At 36.1% G+C, this 22,876-nt stretch carries 19 protein-coding genes, 1 other RNA gene and 2 pseudogenes; 16 read left to right on the forward strand and 6 right to left on the reverse strand.

What is annotated here, in order from left to right:
* The first annotated feature begins 19 nt into the window (after nt 1-19).
* Both T479_RS01715 and T479_RS23630 read left to right on the forward strand, forming a co-directional pair.
* Nucleotides 20-907, forward strand: coding sequence for a helix-turn-helix domain-containing protein (locus T479_RS01715; RefSeq protein WP_025218485.1), 888 nt, complete (start codon nt 20-22; stop codon nt 905-907).
* 136 nt (nt 908-1,043) lie between these two features.
* Nucleotides 1,044-1,211 (forward strand): hypothetical protein, encoded by a 168-nt coding sequence (locus tag T479_RS23630; RefSeq protein ID WP_158497862.1) that lies wholly within the window; start codon nt 1,044-1,046, stop codon nt 1,209-1,211.
* A gap of 142 nt (nt 1,212-1,353) precedes the next feature.
* Here T479_RS23630 and ssrS read toward each other — a convergent pair.
* Nucleotides 1,354-1,546, reverse strand: a non-coding RNA gene (gene ssrS / locus T479_RS23075) — 6S RNA.
* Between the two features lie 243 nt (nt 1,547-1,789).
* Here ssrS and T479_RS01720 point away from each other — a divergent pair.
* Nucleotides 1,790-2,128, forward strand: coding sequence for a zinc ribbon domain-containing protein YjdM (locus T479_RS01720; RefSeq protein ID WP_025218486.1), 339 nt, complete (start codon nt 1,790-1,792; stop codon nt 2,126-2,128).
* Between the two features lie 52 nt (nt 2,129-2,180).
* Here the strand turns inward: T479_RS01720 and T479_RS01725 are convergent, their stop codons facing one another.
* Nucleotides 2,181-2,687: a zf-HC2 domain-containing protein gene (locus T479_RS01725; protein WP_038509369.1), complete on the reverse strand. Its 507-nt coding sequence runs from the start codon at nt 2,685-2,687 to the stop codon at nt 2,181-2,183.
* A 95-nt stretch (nt 2,688-2,782) separates the two neighbouring features.
* A complete protein-coding gene (locus T479_RS01730) occupies nt 2,783-3,424 on the reverse strand; it encodes a YfbR-like 5'-deoxynucleotidase (RefSeq protein WP_029747446.1) in 642 nt (213 codons plus the stop codon).
* Between the two features lie 172 nt (nt 3,425-3,596).
* Between T479_RS01730 and T479_RS01735 the strand changes: the two genes are divergently transcribed.
* Nucleotides 3,597-4,037: a hypothetical protein gene (locus T479_RS01735; protein ID WP_025218487.1), complete on the forward strand. Its 441-nt coding sequence runs from the start codon at nt 3,597-3,599 to the stop codon at nt 4,035-4,037.
* A 107-nt stretch (nt 4,038-4,144) separates the two neighbouring features.
* On the opposite strand, the gene T479_RS01740 is transcribed toward T479_RS01735, so the two are convergent.
* Entirely contained in the window at nt 4,145-7,168 is a 3,024-nt protein-coding gene (locus T479_RS01740; RefSeq protein ID WP_025218488.1) for a hybrid sensor histidine kinase/response regulator, read from the reverse strand.
* A gap of 304 nt (nt 7,169-7,472) precedes the next feature.
* Between T479_RS01740 and T479_RS01745 the strand changes: the two genes are divergently transcribed.
* On the forward strand, nt 7,473-8,489 hold the full coding sequence (locus tag T479_RS01745; protein ID WP_025218489.1) for a GGDEF domain-containing protein: 1,017 nt from the start codon (nt 7,473-7,475) through the stop codon (nt 8,487-8,489).
* A gap of 52 nt (nt 8,490-8,541) precedes the next feature.
* Here T479_RS01745 and T479_RS01750 read toward each other — a convergent pair whose 3' ends face one another.
* Nucleotides 8,542-9,669, reverse strand: a complete 1,128-nt coding sequence (locus T479_RS01750) for a response regulator (RefSeq protein ID WP_025218490.1) — start codon at nt 9,667-9,669, stop codon at nt 8,542-8,544.
* Nucleotides 9,670-10,215: 546 nt separating this feature from the next.
* Here T479_RS01750 and T479_RS01755 point away from each other — a divergent pair.
* The 11 genes and pseudogenes from T479_RS01755 to nhaC all read left to right on the forward strand — a co-directional run bounded on the left by T479_RS01755 (nt 10,216) and on the right by nhaC (nt 21,448).
* On the forward strand, nt 10,216-11,007 hold the full coding sequence (locus T479_RS01755; RefSeq protein WP_024364657.1) for a 3D domain-containing protein: 792 nt from the start codon (nt 10,216-10,218) through the stop codon (nt 11,005-11,007).
* Between the two features lie 232 nt (nt 11,008-11,239).
* A pseudogene (locus T479_RS24370) lies at nt 11,240-11,362 on the forward strand (helix-turn-helix domain-containing protein); the annotation flags it as partial.
* A 42-nt stretch (nt 11,363-11,404) separates the two neighbouring features.
* Nucleotides 11,405-11,926: pseudogene (locus tag T479_RS01760) on the forward strand (RNA-guided endonuclease InsQ/TnpB family protein); the annotation flags it as partial.
* Between the two features lie 221 nt (nt 11,927-12,147).
* Entirely contained in the window at nt 12,148-12,660 is a 513-nt protein-coding gene (locus tag T479_RS01765) for a superoxide dismutase family protein (RefSeq protein WP_227665399.1), read from the forward strand.
* 577 nt (nt 12,661-13,237) lie between these two features.
* On the forward strand, nt 13,238-13,804 hold the full coding sequence (locus T479_RS01770; RefSeq protein WP_025218491.1) for a superoxide dismutase family protein: 567 nt from the start codon (nt 13,238-13,240) through the stop codon (nt 13,802-13,804).
* 426 nt (nt 13,805-14,230) lie between these two features.
* Entirely contained in the window at nt 14,231-15,226 is a 996-nt protein-coding gene (locus tag T479_RS01775; protein WP_025218492.1) for a TAXI family TRAP transporter solute-binding subunit, read from the forward strand.
* A gap of 228 nt (nt 15,227-15,454) precedes the next feature.
* On the forward strand, nt 15,455-15,949 hold the full coding sequence (locus tag T479_RS01780) for a DUF1850 domain-containing protein (protein ID WP_227665400.1): 495 nt from the start codon (nt 15,455-15,457) through the stop codon (nt 15,947-15,949).
* Complete coding sequence (locus tag T479_RS01785) at nt 15,946-17,982, forward strand: TRAP transporter permease (protein WP_024362724.1); 2,037 nt, start codon at nt 15,946-15,948, stop codon at nt 17,980-17,982. Before T479_RS01780 ends, T479_RS01785 begins: the two co-directional genes overlap by 4 nt.
* A gap of 236 nt (nt 17,983-18,218) precedes the next feature.
* The gene (locus T479_RS23875) at nt 18,219-18,362 is read left to right on the forward strand and encodes a hypothetical protein (protein WP_162832718.1); all 144 of its coding nucleotides are present in this window, start codon (nt 18,219-18,221) and stop codon (nt 18,360-18,362) included.
* Between the two features lie 244 nt (nt 18,363-18,606).
* Nucleotides 18,607-19,722 carry an amidohydrolase gene (locus T479_RS01790; RefSeq protein WP_025218494.1) on the forward strand — a complete coding sequence of 372 codons (1,116 nt, stop codon included), beginning with the start codon at nt 18,607-18,609 and terminating at the stop codon, nt 19,720-19,722.
* 277 nt (nt 19,723-19,999) lie between these two features.
* Nucleotides 20,000-21,448, forward strand: coding sequence for a Na+/H+ antiporter NhaC (gene nhaC, locus T479_RS01795; RefSeq protein ID WP_024362726.1), 1,449 nt, complete (start codon nt 20,000-20,002; stop codon nt 21,446-21,448).
* A gap of 182 nt (nt 21,449-21,630) precedes the next feature.
* On the opposite strand, the gene T479_RS01800 is transcribed toward nhaC, so the two are convergent.
* Entirely contained in the window at nt 21,631-22,872 is a 1,242-nt protein-coding gene (locus T479_RS01800; RefSeq protein ID WP_024362727.1) for an HTH domain-containing protein, read from the reverse strand.
* Nucleotides 22,873-22,876: the final 4 nt, after the last annotated feature.

Consider the following 22,876-nt stretch of genomic DNA (forward strand, 5'->3'; position numbering starts at 1 on the left):
GAAAGCGAGGCGAAAAACGATGGCATTTGAATACTTAGCACAATACAAAACATTTGATTCAGTAGCAGATATGGATAAGAGTGTGGAAGACCACATGGCGGTTCACTATTATGACCTAACAGAATCAGAGCGTGCCATCGTTTACAAACTTGCTTCTCACAGCTTAGAACATACTGGAGCATGTCATTTAAAGGCATCTACAATTGCTGATGCATTGGAGATCAGCACCAAGACAGTTTATCGAAGTGTTAAAAAATTAGAGTCATTAGGCATCATTGAAAAAGTACCAGGAACGAAATTAAACGGCATCAAAGGGGCAAGTATTTATCGCATATTACCTTATGTCCCATCGAGCGTGTCCCAACGAATGACAGCCGATGAAGCTAGTAATGACGAGGTTTGTCGTCCACAATCTGAAAACCAACCATCTAATTCTTTTAATCTTTTAAGTTCTAAACAAGCAAATAATATTATGAGTCTGGGCAATGAATTGGCTTTGCAAGCTGAAAAGAAAAAAGAGTATATGAATGAGTACCAGGTAATGCTGTTCGATTTCATGAATAGCTTACCATTAGGAGATAGCTTAAAAGATGAATTGCACAAGGTTGTATTGGCTTCACAGGTTCAAAGTGCACCTGACTTCATTAAAGCTAAAAATGCGCTATTCAAAATTGCTATGGATATTAAAGAAGGTACGTTAACTGTAGCAAATACATTAAGAGCTGTATTTGTAGGGGCGTATAGCAAGGTTGTAGAGCGTTCAAATAACAAGCTATATAAATCATCTTCTATAGAAGAAACTCCATATAAAGAACGTCCTGTACCTTTTTATAATTGGTTAAAGGAACGTGATACCAGTACACAAACATGTAGTAAACCCAATTTAGAAAATTGGCTTGAATGGTGATCGCTATGAACTATAGGGGAAAGAAAAAGGGGTTTAGTCAATTTGGAGTTCATAGCGATTCCCCCTTACAAACTTCATCATTTACTTAACTGGAATGATTTAAACAATAAATATTTATAGAGAGGGGGAATAGAACGTGACTCATTTCGAATACATGGAACAACAAGGACAATTAACGATATTTGATTTAGAGGATCAATATGAAGAAATGCAATTTAAAAAGCTTTCCACAAATGTTAATAAGCCTGTTGATAAAAGGACTTTCATTGTGCCTCGTATAAGAGGGTATATTGTGCGGAGGTAAACAGTCGATTATGTTAATTTGTTATTAATTACAAAGAAGTTTAACCCCAATTTAACCCCATCGGTTATTTGGGCAATAAAAAACTCACCCTCCAATAAAGAAGGGTGAGTCGCTTTGAAGCCCTGAGGCTCTAATGGTAAAGTTAAAAGCCGCGTATGCCGTAGTTATTATAGAAAGTTTTAAACCACCACTCCTCAAAGTGGGTGTTCGCAGAAGTTTTCCTGCTTATCCTCATGCACCTTGGTGTGAGGCCCGTCATTCCAACTCCAATAATAAAACTCCCTTTTACAGCTTAAAGGTTAAAACTTAATATTATACGAACAATGCAGCCTTTAAGGATATAATAAGGCATGCAAAACAAAGTTGCAAGTAAGATGGTTTATGAAAAAAAGTCAATGGGCACATGTTGTAAAATAAAAAGTTATGGCCGAAAAATAGTTGGATAATAAGGGATTGTTTCATATATTTTTCACAAATGCGAACAAAAAATACGAACAACCTTTGCGAAATCAGACTAAGTGTGTGAAGATAGGAGCGTAATCATTTATCTATCGAAAAAATAGAGGGAGGAAGCAGAGATGGCAGCATATCCAAATTGTCCAAAATGTAATTCTGAATACACATATGAGGATGGCACAAATTTTGTTTGTCCAGAATGTGCACATGAATGGAGCACTAATGCAACAGAGCAGGAGTCAGATACACTCATTGTAAAAGACGCAAATGGCAACTTGTTAGCAGATGGTGATGCGGTAACAATTATTAAAGATTTAAAAGTAAAAGGAAGTTCTTCAACATTAAAAATCGGAACAAAGGTGAAAAGTATCCGTCTTGTTGAAGGGGATCACAATATTGATTGTAAAATTGATGGCTTCGGTGCAATGAAGCTAAAATCAGAGTTCGTGAAAAAAGCTTAAAAATTAAAATGATAAATGAGCATCTTTCGTAAGGAGAGATGCTTTTATCATTTCAAAGCCTACGTAAAACAATGGCAAAAGCGGCACCGAGTAGGGCAAATATAGTATGTAAAAGAGCTATATAGCTTGCACCAACTATAAGTGAACCAATATCGATAAAAGAGAAGTTCTTCATATAGAGTGGATTGCTAAAATTATTAATAATGGCCCAGACGAACACAGGTATAGAGCTTATGGCAAAGACAATCCAAATGTTTTTATAAAATAAATAAGTTAGGCAACCGAAAAGACCGTATAGTATGACGAAGCTTTTATGATTGCCAAGTAAAGATGAATTAAGGGCAAACATAAAAGATAGCACGATAAAAACAAGATGAAAAAAGGTTAATGTGCTTTTCATCGATAAGTTTTGATTAGTGGATAATTGTGTAGCGGCCAACTGCTGACATGATTTACATGTAGCTAAATGCTGTTCAATAAATTCGGTCGTATCGGCTTGGAGGCCATGTGCTTTATATAAAGGTAGTAAATCTTCTACAATTGAACATTCATGTGACAATATTTTCCCTCCTATCACTCCTATTATACGACTTTTTTTAGGAAATAAAAAAAGCCTTCCGTCGATCAATTCATCGGAAAACTTGTACATGCACGTTATTTGTTTGTGTCTAATACTTCATTTGTGAGCGCTTGTATATCAATATGTGTTTTTTCTTTTACAGCATCTTTTAATATTTCAGTTCTGAAATAGCGGACTGTTGCTGGAAGAGGAATCAATAACAGCTTCGATAATGCCGTTTGATACATGTGGACAAATTCCATGTCGGTATTGCCGCGTTTTAATTCTGCAAAGGCTTCGTAAAATTGATCTAATTTGTCTGCGAATTCAAGTAAACGACCTTCTAGTGTTTCGTCTTTTCCTTCTTTCATGCGTTCAAAAAAGATGTCTTGGAACTCTTTAGGGATTTCGTTCATAATGAATTTTTCCATCATTTTTTCTTCCACATGTGCAAGCATTTGTTTTAGCTCTGGGCTAGCATGCTTTACGGGTGTCTTAATATCTCCAATAAATACTTCCGCGAAATCATGATTGATGGTTTTTTCATATAGCGATTTCCAATTCACTGTAGCGCCATTCATTTCTTCCAGTGTTGCAAAGAACATGGCATACTGTGAGACTTTCCAAGAATGTGCTGCTACATTATGTTCTTCAAATTTGAAGCGGCCAGGGCAACGAATAATACGTTCTAAATCATTAAGACTTGTAAAAAATTGATGAATTCCTATAAGAATCACTCCTTTTTGTTTCTATAAGTGCATGTTACTATAATCCATACCCTCTTTGTTCAAATTTCAAACAATTTAACAATGATTCATGTTGCATTTACAAAGGATTCACAATTATTGTGAGAGAACGCAATGGGGAATGCTATAATGAGTAAGACTTGTTAAAGGGAGAGTATGCAATATGCTATCGATTTATACACTTCTTCTATATATACATATTTTAAGTGCAGTCCTTTCGATTGGGCCATTGTTTGTTGTTTTAGTAATTGTTAAGAAAATGCGTACAGCTGCACATGTTGAAATGCCACCATATATCCAAGTATTTCAAGGTGCAATTACGATCGTTAAACACGCGGGGCATGTGCTAGTCGCCTCGGGTATTTTATTAATGTGGCGTGGAGGATATCCATGGACAACATCGTGGGTAATCCTAACATTTCTTGTGATGGGTGGTTCGATTGTCTTTTTAGCTAGAGCCTTTAAACCAACTATTCGCACGTTCGATACGCCCGCCTATCATCAGCAAAAATTTGCTTCATTATTACAGCGTAAAGCATGGATATATATTGTATTATTGCTGATTATGTTATGGCTGATGGTAGCAAAACCAGTGCTTTGGTAATAAATTGTTTGAGTGACTGGCACTGCCGCAACCCTCGCTGATGCGAGGGTTTTTGCGTCTTGTGCCTTGAGTGGTTGCAAGAATTGTTTGAGTGACTGGCACTACTATTATTTGGGGATGTGGAAGGTGATGGTTGTGCCTTCGTTTGGAGTGCTTTTGATTTGTAACCTTTGACCATAAATCCTTTTAAGACGTAGGTCCGTATTGCGTAATCCAATGCCTCTACTCGTTATATCCGTATCGGATAGTAATTGTGCTAATGTCGTGGCGTCCATACCAATACCGTTGTCAATTACACTGACGGTCACATAATCGGCAAGCTCTTTAATTCGAATACAAACAGTGCCGCCACCTTTTTGTTTTAATACACCATGTCGTAATGCATTTTCTACAAGCGTTTGCAAAGAAATTGGGGGAATCTCAACATCAATTTGTTCATCAATATCCCAATCAATTTGTAATAATTCCCCAAAACGTTGCTGTTCGATATAAAGATATGAACGGACGAGTTCGAGTTCATGACGCAGAGGTACAACTCGTTGCAGGTTCTTTACATCGAAGCTTGCGTGGAGATATTTTCCGAATTGATGCATTAAGTCAATCATTCGATCTGGATCAATTGTACTCAGTGAAGCAATTGTATTAAGTGTATTATATAAAAAATGAGGCTGTATTTGTGCTTGAAGCCAAGCAGTTTCCAAATGTAGCTGCTGATTGATGCTATATTTTAAATCAATTAACGCACGACAGCGTACTTTTAATTCCAAAGAATTAATGGGTTTCGTTACATAATCATTGGCCCCATGTGCAAACCCAGTATACACATCTTCAGGATTATTTCGAGCAGTTAACAATAAAATTGGTAGCTCTAGCAAGGTATAATGCTGTCGAATGTTTTCAATTAAGGCATATCCAGAAATATAAGGGAGCATTGCATCAATAATGACTAAATCCCATCTTTGTAAACGCAATAAATCCAGTGCCTTTTCACTACTTGTAATGGTTGTAATATTATATTCTGTAGCAGAGAATAGACTTCGCATCATTGTTAAGTTTACAGGGTCATCATCGACCATTAAAATTTTAAACTGTTTTTCAGTAGCGGAAGCTTTTAACTGCGTGTTATTCTCCTGTAAATGAATATCCTCTGTTCGCTCATCATCCAATTGTTCTATCTCTTCCATGACATCTACAATAGGTATAGTAAAAAGCAAATCTGCTCCTTTATTAAGTAATGAACCTCCGTGTAATTCAATTAGTTGCTTAGAAATCAAAAAACTAAGATGAATTTCTTCATTATCTGAAAGTCCTTTGTCAGAAGAAAAGAGATGTTCGTGAAGATTAATATCAGGATTGTTCGTTCCAGACTCTGTCAGTTTGATATAAATTACAGCCATCTTTCTTTCTATTGTTGCGCTAATTTCGATTGAACTAGCGTTCGTATTTTTAATAGAGCTGTGTAGCAGATTAAACAGAATTTGAATAAGCCGTTTTTCATCGGCTAGCACAAGAGGGAAGTCTCTTGCAATAGAAGATGTCATTTGAATTTGTTTTCCCACAGCAATAAAACGTAGCATATCAAATACGCCAGACACCACGCCTTGAATGCGGACATTCTTTTTATGAAGGTGTAAATTATTATCTTTTAATCGTGTATAATCCACGATGTCATTGAGCGTAAAGGACATACTGCGTCCTATATCAATTAAATATTTTAAATTCTGCTTGTCTTCCATAACAAAACAATTGTTTGGATTATCATAAATTGTTTGTCCTAAAGTAATCATTTTATTCATAGGGTCCCAAAGCTTTTGTGCATTGCTTAATAAAAACTCATCTTTCATTTCCCCATCTTTTTGTAATTTGGCAACAAGCAGATTAATCTGTTGTTGATTTTCGTAAAAGCGTTTAAACCAATAACCTGCAAAGCCCAGTGCAATCATTAAATAGTCAAATGGATAAAACGGGATGTCTAATACAAAAGACATTTTTATAAGGCCCCATATAATTCCGTTTGTTGTGCCAATAGCTGTAAATGCAATAAAAGCTGAACTTTCTTGATTTCCTATATACTCTTTTAAGGCCAGTACAACAACATATAAAAATGACATGACATAAAGCATAAAGAAGGCTAGGTTAGCTGTGTGTAGCCATTGAATAGGTAAGAGTATAATAAGTAGCGCGCCTAAGGCATACAATGTTGTAAACCATCGGAAATATTTTGCTTGTTGATAGCGCACTAATAAGACACGAATAAACTGTACAAAGAAATAGGAAGCACCGAGATAAATAAGATTGGATAGCTTTAACGACCATACATAATCCAAATGTAACCAATCAAGTATTGAACGATCATAAGTAATAAGTTCGTCAGCTAAAGGTAAAAGAAAGCCGACAGTGAACAGCAACACTTTTTTATTGCGGTAAATAAAGAGAAAAACAAGAATGCTAAATAACGCAAATAAAATAAGCAACATCGAAATAGCTACAAGTGATAATTGTGTAATGAACTGATGGTGCATCATGGCTGACGCAGAGCTAAAAGAAAGACGTTTATCTATAACCATATTGGAGGGAGTATCAAAATTGGATACATGTAAAATGACGTCGATTTCAGACTGCTCTGCAGTGAAATATATGGTGTAAGGTGCGACCTGTCCTTTATGAGTGCTAGGATTTGATGACACTACTCCAGACTGCCCCGCAAGTTTCCCGTTAATATATAGCGCTGATGCAGTAGAAATGGCAGGAACTCGGATAGCATAACGGTGATTTGAATGGGCATTAGCACTTAATAAGATTTTTACACGATATGTACCAAAATGCTGTTTTGTCGCTGAACCCCTTTGCATAGGAATTTTACGGACAGTTTGTTCGATGGAACTGCTTGTCTCATTGCTGTTAGGTGTTTTTAACAACACTTCAGGATAATAGAGCCATTCACCATTGATTTGATAGATCTCATCTTCTGTTAAAGTTTGCTGGCGCATATCTAAAACACCTGCTTGTGCAAGTGGTTGATTATTAGAAGGTGTAAAATATGCTAGCCAGAGTAGACGGAAAATCGTTAAGACGATAAAAATGATTAAAATAACTAGCAAATGTCTTACGATAGGTTTTCTCAACGCCAATATAAAGCCTCCTGTAAGTTAAAATATTAGATTGTATTGTTTTACCATGCCATGAAATAAAGAAAAAGAAAATATGCATTTCGCTCTAAAGAAAACTTTATGTATATAAATTGAAGATTTTCACACATTATTAGTTCTTTTTGAGTAATTGTGTTTTGAGTTACAGAGGTTAAAACGATTAGTTGTTAAGTATTTTTTAAGAGGTATGACGTATGATGATGAAATAAAAACTTTTAATATGAGAATTGAACTTATTATATATAGCTTTAGCAAAATATCATCTCAATGGGAGAAATGATCTATTGTGGAGAAATTTAAGTTAAATTTATCGTTTGTCATTGTTAGTATGATAATAATTGTTGTACTCGTTACATCAAGTATCAGTATTTGGATTAGTTATAAAAGTTACAGTGAAATGCTAACACAGCCTAACCATGCTTTACAGGAAGCTTTTATAGAGGAAGTTTCTGATATAGCTGAAATCTATGTACAAGAGTCATTACAAAACTCACAAACAGAATTTTTAGTTAAGGATAGGCTTGAACAGGCAGTAAGTCAGTTACAAAAAGAAAGTGTTGTCTCTGTTAGTGTGTTTTTAAAAAAAATACTTCTTCCTTTATTGTTAATAGTAGCAATTGTTTTCATATTGGTACTGTGGTTTGTGTTGAAAATTATTCGACCTCTACAAGATATTGTTAAAAGTGGACAAGAGGGCTGTGGAATTAACGATTTAAAATTAGTGAATGACTGGTATGCTGAGGCGAGTAACTTGAAAGATGCCATGTTAAAGGTAAAAGCTGATTCACAAAATAAAATTAAGGAATTGACTGACCAGTTGAAATTAGATTCTTTAACAGGTATTCCGAATCGCCGAAGCATGGATCAAGTATTAAGTAATTTAATTGCAGAGAAAGTGCCACATGCCATTATTTTAATCGATTTAGATGAATTCAAAAGTGTCAATGATACATATGGGCATACAGTGGGGGATGAGGTTTTAAAAGCTTTTGCAAACAAAATGAAGGAAAGCGTTCAGGGAAGCTGTTTTAGATATGGAGGAGAGGAGTTTTTAATTATTTTGCCTTATACGGCAATTGAAGACGCCGTTAAATTAGCAGAGGAATTGCGAGTTAAACAAGCGCAAGCTGAAAATCCTAGTGGTCGTCCAGTTACCTTGTCGGCAGGTGTTACAGTTTTTTCTTCTTCGATTTGTGACCCGAATCAGTTAATAGCTATTGCTGATCAGGCATTGTATGAGGCAAAACAATCAGGTAGAAACTGTATACGTGTGGTGGAGGATTTCTCTCGAATTAGTAGTTAATTACCTTCAACAACCAAAAAATGTAGCTGTCTCTTAGGAGGCAGCTACATTTTTACTCTTGCGCTATTGTTGCGTATAATTCTATGGTCTCTTGATTAGGTGAAATATCTAGGTCAGTAAACAAGGTCTTCTTAAAGTCTTTGTAAACTTTTACTGCATTAGCACGATTATCTTCTTGAATATAGAGTTGAAGAAGCTCTTGGATGATTTTATCTGAATAAGGATTGTAGTCCAGCATCACTAGTAAAGTACGCTCCATTTTTTCTACATTGTTTGTTGCCTTGTAATGCTCAACTAAGTAATTTAGTAAAAGCGTAATTTGGTTATGAATGAAATTCGACTTACTATGAATCCAAGAGTAATCTAATGTAGCCATGTATTCTCCATGAGAGTTTTGAATAAATGCCTCCGCTCTTTCTATATCTAGCTCCCCGAATTCCTCTTTGTGCTTTAACAGGTGCTCTAATTCTAAGACATCAGATTGAAAATTCTCTAGCTGTAAAATATAACAGCCGTTTACATATTGTAAAACGTTAAAGTACCCTAAAGCTGAGAGAGTCGTACGTAGATAAGAAACTGTTGTATGAAGTTGCACTCTTGCTTTTTTGTATTCAGTTTCAGCCCATAATGCTTCGATGATTGTATCTCTAGGCACATGGCTGTTGAGATTAGATAAAAGAAAGGCAAATAATTCTTTTGTTTTAACAGTTCGCCAATGCACGATGTTCTTATTATGTAAAACAGTGAATCCGCCTAAGCACTGGATACTAAGGGAGTACTCATTCTGTTGCACTCGAGTAGGGGGGGCTATTTCTAATTGGAATAGTTCATGTATCCTATTGATAGTCATCTCAAGTCGAGATTTAGAAATAGGCTTTAGTAAATAGTCTAAGGAATTAATTTCAAATGCCTGTACAGCATAATCTCGATACGCTGTCACAAAAACAATACAGACATTTTTCTTCCACTCCTTTAATATTTGAGCAATTTGCAAACCGTCCATTCCTGGCATTTCAACATCTAAAAAAGCGACATGATAGTCCAATGTAGGTGCCTCATCAAGCAAATCTTTAATTGTTGAAAAAGCTTTAACAACCTCTACTGAATCAAATTCTTTCAACTTTTTTTCCATGTTTAAAAGAGCTAACGGTTCATCATCTGCAATGATTACTCGAATCACAGTAGGACACCAACTTTCAAATTAGTATATGACCTAACTATTTGTATTTTAGGTATTACATATAGTATTCAAATTGTAATTATTAGGTTAATAAAACTTTATTTTACATTAACAGAGTAAACGCAATAAGTATACAGAGTGATTCACTTGCTAAACACATTTTTTCTACATCAACTAGAGTAGTGTGAATCCCCATTTGATTACTGTTTGGTTTAACCCATTAACAAAGTTCACTTTATAAAATCGAGTTCAAGGCGTCTCCTTTTCTACTTTATCGGCTATAAAAACTGTATTTCCATTATATAAAATATGCAAATAGATTGTAGAGATTTGATCTTAATTTTCCATATAATTGTTTAATTGGAGAAAAAATTGATTGAAATTGTATATTTTACTGATTAAATAGTAATAATTTGTAATATCAGGTCCAAGTCCTGTGATATTTAGATGCATTCTACAATAATGCTTGTATACTTAAGAGCCTAATTCTCTAGTGTGCTAGCAACAGATTGCAGAAATATAAAACAACTGGAGGTATTACTTATTATGAAGAAAAAGGCAATAGCATTAGCTGTAGCATTGACTCTTGGCATGGGGATGTTCGGGAGTACCACTTCTGCTAAGGGAGTATATACTGGTCAGACGAGCAACATACTTTGGGGCATCTCACCTATTTATAATTTGAGTTTAGCCGAGTTGCAACAGTTAGACGAATTTGATTCGATATGGATTAATCCTGATCAGACCTTGAGTATGGAAAAAATACTGGAGGAAGAAAAGACAGATGACACCCACCTTATTGAGGCCGGTGATACATTATTCAGTCTTGCTAAAGTTCACAATGTTAAGGTGGACGATTTAAAAGAATGGAATAACCTCACATCAGATTTAATTTTAGTTGGTGAAACGTTAGCTGTTAAAGCTTCAGCAGCAAAGCCAAAAACAGCAAAAACCATTGCACAGAAGCCTGCAACAAAACAAGCTACAACAAAAACGGCCACAACAAAACAAGCGACAACAACAGCAAGTGCTCCAGCGAGTCAAAATGGTCAGACATATACAATGCGTGCAACAGCTTATACAGCATATTGTAAAGGTTGTTCAGGTATTACAGCAAACGGGACAGACATACGCTCAAATCCAAATTTAAAGGTGATTGCTGTTGATCCCCGTGTTATTCCCCTTGGAACGAAGGTGTGGGTAGAAGGTTATGGCGAAGCGATAGCTGCTGATACTGGTGGTGCGATAAAAGGAAATAAAATTGATGTATTTATTCCTTCTGATGGACAAGCTCGTAATTGGGGTGTTCGAACAGTTACGGTAAAAATTTTAAATTAATACAACATAGGGATTTCTCAGTATTTTTCTGAGAAATCCCTTTATTTGTAATGAGGATAAATACCTATTTATGAGTTGCGAGAGTATTCTGATAAATGATAAACTATAAAAAAGGAGGATGATACAGTTTAAATGAATCTATACAAAAATAGTTAATTTTATAGTTGTTGCAGTGTAATCGCATTGTTGCAAATAAGATAGGCAAAACAGTTCAAAAGAGAGTTGCTAGAGAATGATACTGGCAAAGAAAGTTAGATTGTACCCAAGTGAATCGCAAGAACAAAAGTTGTGGCAATCAGTAGGAACAGCAAGATTTATCTATAATTGGACACTTGCAAAACAAGAAGAAAATTATAAAAATGGAGGCGAATTTTTAGCCGATACAGTTCTTAGGAAAAATAAATCTTATGTAGTTAGAAAAAATGAAAAGAGCTTAAAAAGACTACAAAGACAAGTAACTAGAAAATATAAACAAAATAAAAAAGGAAAGGAGTATGTCAAAACTAAAAATATTATAAAACTTGAAAATCGGATACGACTAGTCCACAGAAGATTGACTAATATACGGAATAATTATCTTCACCAAACGACAACAAGTATAGTGAAAACCAAGCCATACAGAGTTGTAATAGAAGATTTAAATATTATAGGCATGATGAAAAATAAGCATCTATCTAAAGTTATCTCAAAATAAGGTTATTATGAATTTAAACGACAACTTGAATATAAGTGTAAATTTAGAGGAATTGAGTTCGTAGTAGCAGATAGATTTTATCCATCATCCAAAACTTGTAGTCACTGTGGGGAGATTAACAAAGACTTAAAACTCAAAGATCGAGTTTATAGTTGTAGTTGTGGCTTATGTATTGATAGGGATTTAAATGCAAGTATTAATCTTGCAAAATATAAATTAGCATAATATCACCAACAAGATAACGCTAATATGTAGGATGCGTTGTATCCGAATTTACGCCCTCGGAGAGTTACATCAAACGAAAGTAGATGGGTTACTTGTAGCGATCGAAATCGGACTTGTTGAACAGGGAATTAAACAAGATTTATAGATATTTATAGATTTTTGGCAACGGTAATAAAATGAAATTGACAACTTTATTTATTATTTCTTTAGGTGTTTTTTTAGTGGGCTGCGCTGATAAGGATGAGAAAGCGGAACAACAATCAGTATCAGATAGCTCGGTTGCTTTAACTGCCACTGCGAAAGTAATGAGTTCGGATAATAAAAGTTTAGGAGAAGCCAAATTTGAAGAACAGGCTGATGGTGTGAAAGTAACCGTTACGGTAAGTGGTTTACCTGCTGGAAAACATGGTATGCATATACATGAAGTAGGGAAATGCGAAGGGCCGGATTTCGGTACTGCAGGAGGGCATTTCAATCCAACGCAGAAAGAGCATGGCAAGGATAATCCGCATGGCCATCATCTCGGGGATTTACCGAATTTAGAGGTAGCGGAGGACGGTACTGCAACTATGAGTGTCTTGGCAGAAGGTGTAACGTTACAAAAAGATGCTGAACACTCTTTGATGGATGGGGAAGGTACTGCGCTTGTTATTCATGAAAACGAGGACGACCATATGACAGACCCTACTGGTGAATCAGGCGGAAGAATTGCATGTGGTGTTATTCAATCATAATAGAAAAGGAGCTGGGACAAAACTAAAATAATTTAAGGTACAGAGGAAAGGTGTTTATAAATTTTTGCTATATGGAGACTTAGCACACTTAGCTATTCGTGCTTTTGCAATAAATAAAAAATTAGAAGTGTTGCGGGACAGCGAGGGTTGCGGCTTACTGTGCTGAGCGGAAAGCACCGCCGAAGTGGACAACAACGGCGCTGTAAAAAAGTGTTAGATTGACTGCCATCAATCTAACACTTTTTCTCTTTTGTCCTAGCCTGTTTTATTATAGTAGTTTGCACTGATAACAAGGTTTCACTACTAACTGATGGAAACGCAAATGTTGCCCCCTGCTTAAACAGTACAAATGTAAGCATAGGGTTACGGCTTACTATGCTTGGCCATCAACGGCATAGTAAGTATTGGATTGAATGGGGTCAATCCAATACGCTCAATATAAAGACTTCAGCCATTAATTACTGTTACAAGCAGTTTTTATGATATTACCTTTTGATGGTGTGATCAGAAAACACCAGTATGTATTGCATAACTATTGGTAGAGATGGGTACCATCAGAAATAGAGGAGGTAATAACATGAAAAAAATATCTATCTTAATTATTTCTTTGACTGTCTTTGTCGGAGGGTGCAATCTTTTTGATAAGAAAGATGAAAAAGTAACCGTTAACTCTAATGCCAATTCGTCTTTAACGGCAACTGCAAAAGTAATTGGTTCAAATAATGAGAGCTATGGGAATGCTTTTTTTGAGCAAGAAGGCAATGGGGTTAAAGTAACTTTAGCATTAAGTGGTTTACCAGCGGGCACACATGGTATTCATATCCATTCAGTAGCGAAGTGTGAAGCACCTAAGTTTGAATCGGCAGGTTCGCATTTTAATCCAACAAATAAGGAGCATGGAAAATTAAATCCTAACGGTTATCATTTAGGTGATTTACCAAATTTAGAAGTTGGTGAAGATGGGACGGTAGATTTAAATTTCTTAGCTGAAGGTGTAACATTACAAAAGAATGCTGAAAATTCCTTAATGGATGGAGAAGGTACTTCATTAGTTATCCATGAAGCAGCAGACGATTATAAAACAGACCCTGCTGGTAATTCAGGTGCAAGAATTGCATGTGGAGCAATCCAGTCAGGAAGTTAGTTGGCTAATTTGTTAACATAAAGTTGAAACACCCTACCACTACGTATTGTGGGGGGTTTTTTGCGTTACAGGCTGCTCGCATAGACGGGCGGGGCTTATGCATTCTCCACCACTACGTTGTGTAGTTGGTTGTGAGTTTCATCCTATTTTCCATGTAATAAAAATAAATAGCTAGCAAGGAGTATATTTTTATACAATATGTATACATTTCTACACTAGTATATTTTATTGTAGTAGAGTATTTTTTAGTTTATTAGAGAAAAAAGAAGGGTAAATAACAGCGTATTATAATTGGGTGTTGTTCGTATTTATGTCATTTTGTATAATTATAATTATCTGAATTTACTATAAATAGGTTGACATAATTATACTAAATTTGATAATTTTAAATTGATTCTTAATTATAACCAAAGGGGGAAGGTTAATATGAAGAAAAAGCAATTTAGATTATTCATGCTATTAAGTGCCATTGCGCTATTAATTTTAGCGGCATGTGGATCTGATAGTAGTACAGGTTCGGATAAGGAAAATGGGAATGGTGATACAGCTAGCTCTGAAAAGCCAAAATTTTTAAGTTTATTAACGGGTGGAACGCAAGGTACTTACTATGCATTAGGTGGTACATTTGCTGATTTAATTACAACAGAAACAGGTATTAAAACGACAGCAGAAGTTTCTCAAGCCTCTGCAGCAAATATGACTGCCTTGCAAGAAGGTAAAGGTGAGATTGCGTTTGTGCAAACAGATATCGCTTATTACGCAACTGAAGGTAAATTCATGTTTGAAGGTAAAAAAATTGATACGATTGCGGCATTAGGTGCACTTTACCCAGAGACTGTTCAATTAGTAACAACTGAAGCTTCTGGTATTAAAACATATGCAGATTTAAAAGGGAAAAAAGTTTCTGTAGGGGCTCCGGGTTCTGGGACTTATGCCAATGCTGAACAATTACTTGAAATTCATGGTTTAACAATGAATGACATTAAAGCGCAAAATCTTGATTTTGGTGAGTCTACTGATGGTCTTCAATCAGGTCAAATCGATGCGGCATTTATTACTGCTGGTACACCAACAGGGGCTGTAGAGGCATTAAATGCGACGACAAAAGTTAATATTATCGGTGTAGATGCTGGTAAAGCAGATGAGCTTATTGCCAAATATCCTTACTATGCAAAAGATACAGTAAAAGCTGGTACTTACGGTATTGCGAATGATACAGAGACTGTTTCTGTTCTTGCGATGTTAGCAGTGAATAAGGATTTACCAGAAGATGTTGTATATGCTATGACAAAAGCGATTTATAGTAATACAGACAAAATTTCACATGCTAAAGGTGCATTTATTAAAGCTGAAACAGCTTTAGATGGTATCAGTATTGATATTCATCCAGGTGCTCAAAAATACTTTGATGAAAATAAATAGGACAACATCGCTTTACATGTTCCAAGCTATTGAAAAACGAACATTTGCTCGTGGTTTAACAAGGTGATTTTTGGACATTGATAATGGTTTTTTATATTTTCTTAAACATGAAAGGGGCTCGGATTGCGTAAAGCTTCGGGCCCCTTTTTGTTACATAAAGATGCTAGCAAAATAGCGAATAGTTTTTAAAGTGGGGGAACAGATGTGATGCGAAAGAGGAGAATAGGTTTGGTAATAGCCGTATGTTGTATATGCCTCGGCATCATTATTTTTCTTCCTCTTCAAAAGGTATTCGCATTTACAGAAACAAGGGTAGACGATCCAATCGTACATTATATTCCACTAACATCTGATGAGGATTTTCGTATAAGGTACACACACTCTATCCATAAATCAGATGTACTGGAATATTATCGTTGTATAGAAGAACAGCGTATTCAAATGATTGGAATGGAGTATGAAGACTTAGCAATTGGGATGCCTGGCTACGCTGAGGAAAATCAAACGTTAACACAACGAGATGGTAAATATTTTTTGCAATTTGACAAGGAAGTCATTGAAAACTTCACAATTTATATCGGGGATTTAGACTTAGACCTTGTGTTTGTTTACAAGGAACAAGAATACGATTTAAAAAAAGATTTGCAAAGGGGTAAGTCCTATTTATTTGAGGTGAAGCGATTATCGCTTTATGAACGATGGAAAGGAGTTAGGATGAAATGACAAAACAGCATGAACGTAACACCGAGGTAAAAGAAGAATTTGAACAAATATCCGCTGAAGCGCAACAAGCGATACTTGAAAAATACGATATCGAATCCAATGTGCGAACGATATCAGGCATTATGAAACATATAATCTTCTTTGGATTATTGGCATTTTCATTGTTTCAATTGTATACAGCGATTTTTGGGCAATTTACAGCACCCATTCAACGGACGATTCACTTAGGGTTTGGCTTAGCTCTGATTTTCTTATTATTTCCAGCCCGTAGAAAGGCGCCAAAGCATAAAATTGCATGGTTTGATTATATTTTATCGTTATTATCGGTAGTAGTCGGTTCATATTGGGCATTGAATTATACAGAACTTGTTAATCGCAATGGGACCATTACACAGTTGGATTTTATAGTCGGTTTAATAGCTGTTTTTCTTGTGCTTGAGGCTGCACGTCGAGCAGTAGGTTTACCGATAACGATTATCGCAGTATGTTTTTTAATTTATGCCTATTTCGGTCCTTATTTCCCAGCCTTTATGGCGCATAGAGGTCAGGATTTTGAAAGTATTGTGAATCTGATGTTTTATACGACAGATGGTATTTTAGGAACACCGATTAGTGTATCGGCTACATTTATCTTTGTATTCTTATTATTTGGGGCATTTCTTGTAAAAACAGGAGTTGGGCAATATTTTAATGATCTGGCTGTAGCATTCGCTGGAAAATTAATTGGTGGGCCAGCAAAAGTAGCTGTCTTTTCAAGTGCTCTACAAGGTATGATTTCAGGAAGCTCTGTTGCCAATGTAGTCACATCTGGTTCATACACGATTCCGATGATGAAAAAGCTAGGATACCGTAAAGAATTTGCTGGTGCAGTTGAAGCGGCTGCTTCTACTGGCGGGCAGTTAATGCCTCCGATTATGGGTGCTGCGGCATTTCTAATGGTGGAGTTCATTGGACGTGGAATTACATATTGGGATATTGCAAAAGCAGCTGCTATTCCTGCGTTGCTGTATTTTACAGGTATTTGGATTATGACGCATTTTGAAGCGAAGCGTGTCGGCTTAAAAGGCTTACGTGATGATCAAATGCCAAATCGTAAAGAGGTATTTAAGAAGATTTACCTGTTACTACCAATTGTTTCTATTATTATACTGATGCTAACAGGTACGCCTGTTATGCATGCTGCACTGTATGGGATTTTAATATCCATTGCAGTCGCGATGTTTAACAAAGATACGCGCTTAAAGCCGAAAGATATTATCGATGCACTAGTTGAAGGAGCTCGTACAGCACTTGGTGTAGTTGCGGCAACAGCTTGCGCTGGTATTATTGTAGGGGTAGTGGTTAAAACAGGTTTAGGCTTAAGTTTAGCTAATAGTTTAGTAGCTTTAGCTGGAGGAAGTATTATTTTAACACTTGTTTTCGTTATGATTGCTTCACTAATTTTAGGAATGGGTGCTCCAACAACGGCAAACTATGTTATTACATCAACCATTGCAGCACCAGCGATTGTGGCATTATTATCGCCTAATACACCACAAGAATTAGTGCCAGTTGTTGTCTTATTATCGGCGCACTTCTTTGTGTTCTATTTTGGTATTATTGCCGATATTACACCGCCAGTAGCACTTGCTGCATTTGCTGCTTCTGGAATATCAGGTGGCGATCCAATTAAGACTGGTGTAAACTCTGCAAAACTTGCCATTGCTGCATTTATTATTCCGTATATGATTGTTTTCTCACCAGCTTTATTAATGATTGATACAACGATACCGCAAATATTATGGGTAGTCTTTACGGCTGTTACGGGAATGGTTGCAATTGGTGCTGGCGTAATTGGCTATTGGTATCGTAAAGTGTTGTGGTTTGAACGTCTGATTGCCATCGTAGCTGGATTATTGCTCATCTATCCTGAAAAATTCTCTGACTGGGCAGGTCTCGCAATCTTTATTGTGCTTGTAGTGATTCAAATTTTAACACAGCATAAGTATGGCGGTAACGGTATGGACAATGATAATAAAAGCGTAACAGCTTAAGGAAATCGTAAGAGCATCCAAGTAAAGTAGTCACTTGGATGCTTTTTTGATATGGAAAAATGGAGAGGGATGACCATTGCTGTTTATTCGAATTTATTTTAAGTATATCTTATATCAAAAAGAGATGAAATCGATATATATTATGCATAATGAGTATTATTTATTGATTTTTAATAAAAAGTTAGTATATAATAAAATTATCAGAAAATTCAATTAACGAAGGAGGGTGACGAGGAATGGAACAATTATTAAACTCGAAATTTGAAACGTATTTGATGGATCAAGAGGCAGAATTCCTGACATCAAACCAAAATATTGAGGAGCAAACAAATCAACTCCAATATGAAGAATATCCAGAAGGTTTTTTTTCAAGTTTATAACGCATTTTCAAAAAGGCTGTGCTAAAAGTGGAACGACTACTTTTAACACAGCCTTTTACTATTGCATAAAAGTATAGTACAGTCACCTTTTTATGAAGTTTACATAAAATAGTAAGAAGTGTTGAAGCGTTTTATTATGAAGTTATATGATTTTAAAATGGATATAGTACTAATTTCATATATACTTTTCTAAAAAGCTTTCATGTATAATGGGGGAGAAAAAAAGGTATATCGAGGTGTGGTTATGACAAGTGCAGCAATGTTAGAAGAATCAATGTATCAATGGTTTGAACATTTTCATAATTATCCAGAAGTAAGTTGGAAGGAGTATGAAACAACTAAGAAAATTGCATCTATTTTAGATGACTTAAACGTATCTTACCGTTTATTAGGTGATGTGCCAGGGTTAATTGCTGAAATTGGTACAGGCGATGAGATTGTAGCAGTTCGTGCAGATATTGATGCGTTATGGCAAGAAGTAGATGGTAAATGGCAAGCGAATCACTCCTGTGGTCATGATGCTAATATTACAATGGTACTAGGAGCGCTATTATTGCTTAAAGATCGACCGCTGCAACATCGCGTCAGATTTATATTCCAACCTGCTGAAGAAGTGGGAAATGGTGCTTGTGCAGCATTTGACCGTGGAGCAGTTGACGATGTTTCGCATTTATTCGGTGTTCACTTGAGACCGATTGAAGAGTTGCCTTTAGGAAAGGTTTCACCTGCTATCCACCATGGTGCTGCCTATTTTTTAGATGGAACAATTCATGGTATTGATGCCCATGGTGCAAGACCGCATCAAGGTAAAAATGCGATTGATGTCATTATGGCAATACAATTAATGTTAAATAGCATTCATTTATCTCCATTCGAGCCACACTCTGCCAAACTAACTAAGATTATTGCGGATGGTGGTAGCACGAATATTATTCCAGGTAGTGCTAGCTTTTCAATGGATATTCGGGCGCAGCATAATCATCAGTTAGAATTACTTCGAAGCCGCATTGAATCGGGACTAAAATCAATACAACAGCAGTTTGAAATTGAAATGAATTGGAAATGGGTCGATTTCACACCTGGTGCAGAGGTTTCACCAATTGCTGCTGAAATGGCTAAAAATGCTATTTTAGAAACACTCGGAGAGCAATTTTTGGCGGATGAAATTACAACACCAGGAAGCGATGATTTTCATTTTTATACAGTCAAAAAACCCGAACTAAAAGCTACAATGATTGGCATTGGTGCTAATTTAGTTCCTGGGCTGCATCATCCAAAAATGACTTTTGAACGAAGTGCATTAATAGACGCATCGAAAGTTCTTGCGTGTGTATTAGAAAAAAAGCCCATCCATGAATAGGTAATTCAAAGAGGTTCTATCCAAGCTCTACACGTTGGATAGAGCCTCTTTTTCCTTGCTTTTCGGGAAGAAATGCATAAAAATACGCGTTTTTGAATGGTTTGTAATTGCTATTTGGAAGCGTTTTTTTGCCCTTTAATATTCAGAATTGCTATAGAAGCATAAAATTTTTGCGTTGACTTTATATTTTTTGAATATTAAGCTAAAAATCGTAAAAATATATTTGCACTGATGAAATGCAAATTTATAATTGGGTGCAAAAAAAGGGGATGGGACAATGAAAAAGGATATTAGTGCAAGTTGGGCGCTCCTGACTTTTGCAATAATGATAACGACAATGCTAGTGACAGTAGTTATGTTAGAGCAAAGTCCACACGTGCCACTTATTGTAGGAACAATTGTGGCAGCAATTGTTGCCAAAAAACACGGCTTTAAGTGGATGGAAATAGAGGAAATGATGTATAAAGGTATTCGTCTAGCACTTCCAGCCATTGTCATTATTATTTTAGTAGGTTTGACAATTGGAGCATGGATTGGTGGTGGAGTCGTTGCTACCATGATTTTTTACGGCTTAAAGTTAATTTCGCCAGCTTGGTTTTTAGTAACGATCTTGCTATTATGTTCAATCGTTTCGCTAGCAATCGGTAGCTCATGGTCAACAATGGCAACAATCGGTGTTGCTGGTATGGGTATCGGTTTAAGTATGGGGATTCCTGCACCGATGATTGCAGGAGCAGTAATTTCAGGTTCATATTTTGGTGATAAAATGTCACCTTTATCGGATACAACAAATCTAGCAGCGGGCTTAACAAATACAGATTTGTTCGACCATATAAAACATATGCTATATACGACAATACCTGCATTAATTATTACACTTGTCGCATTTGGGTTTATGGGCAGAAGTTTTGCTGACGTAGCCATGAATTCTGAAAAAATACTGACTACGCTTGATGTTATGGAAAAAAGCTTTGTGATTTCTCCGTGGTTATTACTTGTCCCAGTTGGCGTTATTGTCATGGTGGCAAAAAAGGTTCCTGCGATACCAGCATTAATTATTGGGATTATTTCAGGATTCTTATTACAAATTTTTGTGCAAGGTGGATCGCCAACGATGGCTGTTCAAGCATTACAAGAAGGATTTGCTATTTCGACAGGAAATGAAATGGTGGACGAGCTCTTTAATCGTGGTGGCTTAGATTCAATGATGTATACGGTTTCAATGACGATTGTAGCCATGACATTCGGTGGGGTGTTAGAATATTCAGGCATGTTAAAAGCACTGATGGATGTCGTTGTGAAATTTGCTAAATCTACAGGCAGCCTTATTGCTTCAACAATTGCCGCATGTATTACAACAAATGCAACATGTTCAGAACAGTATATTTCGATTGTTGTACCTTCTCGTATGTTTGCAGGCGTATATCAAAACCGCGGCTTACATTCGAAAAATTTATCGCGTGCGCTTGAAGATGGCGGAACGTTAACATCCGTATTCTTCCCATGGAATACTTGTGGTGTATTTATATTAGCAACGTTAGGTGTTAGCGCAATGGAATATGCACCTTATGCAATACTAAACTTTGTTGTGCCAATTATTTCAATTATTTATGGTTATGTCGGATTTGCCATTGTTAAGATGACACCAGAAGAAATTGAAGAGGCAAACCAACGTAAAAAAGATGCGCAAGAAAATGAAATGAATAATATGGTCGTAGCAGACTAAATTAAAACGAGTTTTGCTCAAATAGAGGGAATACTCTGAAGAATTTTGCTTAGTAAAGCCAAAGAGGGCAAGCCCCATCACGCAGCTAACTGTTGGCAAGAAGAGACTTTGTAATCATGATGTATACCATGAGATGAGGTGCTCGTTCGCCAAGGAACGTGTTGTGATGGGGCTTGTTAGTTCTAAGAATAGGTTGCAAAATTTAATTCGTAAATTGTACGTGGTCGCCCCTGCTGATGGGTCATTTCTTCACCAACAATGTTCGCATAACCGTGGTCAACTAATTTTTTGATAATACGTTCAGTAGTCCGACGAGTAACTTGTAAGTATTCTGAAAGATTTTGCGCTGTAAATTGTGAAGATTGTCGTTCTCTACTAAATTGTATAATTTTCGAGATATTTAACGGGCTTAAGCTTGTCTGTTTAGCCATTTGTAAAATATACGGATCTTTTGTTTTTAAAGAAAGTTTACCTGCTGATTTTGGAAATGGGCCCAAAAGATTTTTTTGTTCATCTAAAATATAAATTTCATATGGTTTGGAAAATTTTAATGCATATGTCGCATTTTCAGCAGCTTCATATATGGAGTGTCCATAGCCAAAGGCGAGCCTAAAGGGCGTGTTTATTTGTTGCATTAGGTGCGATAAATTTTCCATGTCGAGTGCATTTTGTAAATGTCCAGCTGTTGTATAAAGCTCATAATAATGAGGGGTAATTTCCTTATAGGTTGCACGTATCGCTGCTGTAATTTGCTGTACAATGTCTGCGCATTGGTTATTTTCAGGAACAGCTAAAAATCCTACGACTGCTTTTGCCGATTCGGATTTAGTAAGCAGTGATCTTGATTTCGTTTCTTCAAGACATTGGATAATGGAACTTTTTGCATCTAACATGCGCATTGCAGGAATGTTCTGTAGCTGTAATTCATCAAATACACTATGAATGCTTGTAATAACATAATCAATTTGGTTGGCTTCCCAAAGAGCGACATGTTTTTTCAAAATATGTTTTGATGTTTCAGTAATGCAAATGGGGTGAACATATGGTTTTGTTCCGGTATATTCTATCTCTGATAGAACCTTATCGACAAAGATAGGGTGCATGACATCGATAGATACCCTTTGTAAAGAAATTGCTTTATTTGCAATAAGTGATAATAAAGTCGTCGCAATGGTTACCTCATCTTGCTTTAAATAATTCCAAGGAATCGGCAATGATTCGAGGGATGATTGGGCATGTAAATAGGGTAATGTTCCCCCAAGTAAAAGAGCATCACATGGTTTGATTTGTTTTAATAATGACGGTGCTTCGGAAGGCTGATTGTAAAGGTAAAATTCTAATTGAATATTCTCTATGTTTTGTGCGATACTAAGTATACGTTTCATAAAAGCTTTAGAACATATAATTGCTATTTTTGTAGGCATAGGC

This window comes from Lysinibacillus sphaericus, assembly GCF_000600105.1.
Taxonomy (GTDB): domain Bacteria; phylum Bacillota; class Bacilli; order Bacillales_A; family Planococcaceae; genus Lysinibacillus; species Lysinibacillus sphaericus.

Excerpts from the sequence above, each read along its gene's own strand:
- T479_RS01715 (WP_025218485.1), top strand. The coding sequence starts at position 20 with ATGGCATTTGAATACTTAGCACAATACAAAACATTTGATTCAGTAGCA.
- T479_RS01720 (WP_025218486.1), top strand. The coding sequence starts at position 1,790 with ATGGCAGCATATCCAAATTGTCCAAAATGTAATTCTGAATACACATAT.
- T479_RS01735 (WP_025218487.1), top strand. The coding sequence starts at position 3,597 with ATGCTATCGATTTATACACTTCTTCTATATATACATATTTTAAGTGCA.
- T479_RS01755 (WP_024364657.1), top strand. The coding sequence starts at position 10,216 with ATGAAGAAAAAGGCAATAGCATTAGCTGTAGCATTGACTCTTGGCATG.
- T479_RS01770 (WP_025218491.1), top strand. The coding sequence starts at position 13,238 with ATGAAAAAAATATCTATCTTAATTATTTCTTTGACTGTCTTTGTCGGA.
- T479_RS01775 (WP_025218492.1), top strand. The coding sequence starts at position 14,231 with ATGAAGAAAAAGCAATTTAGATTATTCATGCTATTAAGTGCCATTGCG.
- T479_RS01785 (WP_024362724.1), top strand. The coding sequence starts at position 15,946 with ATGACAAAACAGCATGAACGTAACACCGAGGTAAAAGAAGAATTTGAA.
- T479_RS23875 (WP_162832718.1), top strand. The coding sequence starts at position 18,219 with ATGGAACAATTATTAAACTCGAAATTTGAAACGTATTTGATGGATCAA.
- T479_RS01790 (WP_025218494.1), top strand. The coding sequence starts at position 18,607 with ATGACAAGTGCAGCAATGTTAGAAGAATCAATGTATCAATGGTTTGAA.
- nhaC (WP_024362726.1), top strand. The coding sequence starts at position 20,000 with ATGAAAAAGGATATTAGTGCAAGTTGGGCGCTCCTGACTTTTGCAATA.
- T479_RS01800 (WP_024362727.1), bottom strand. The coding sequence starts at position 22,872 with ATGCCTACAAAAATAGCAATTATATGTTCTAAAGCTTTTATGAAACGT.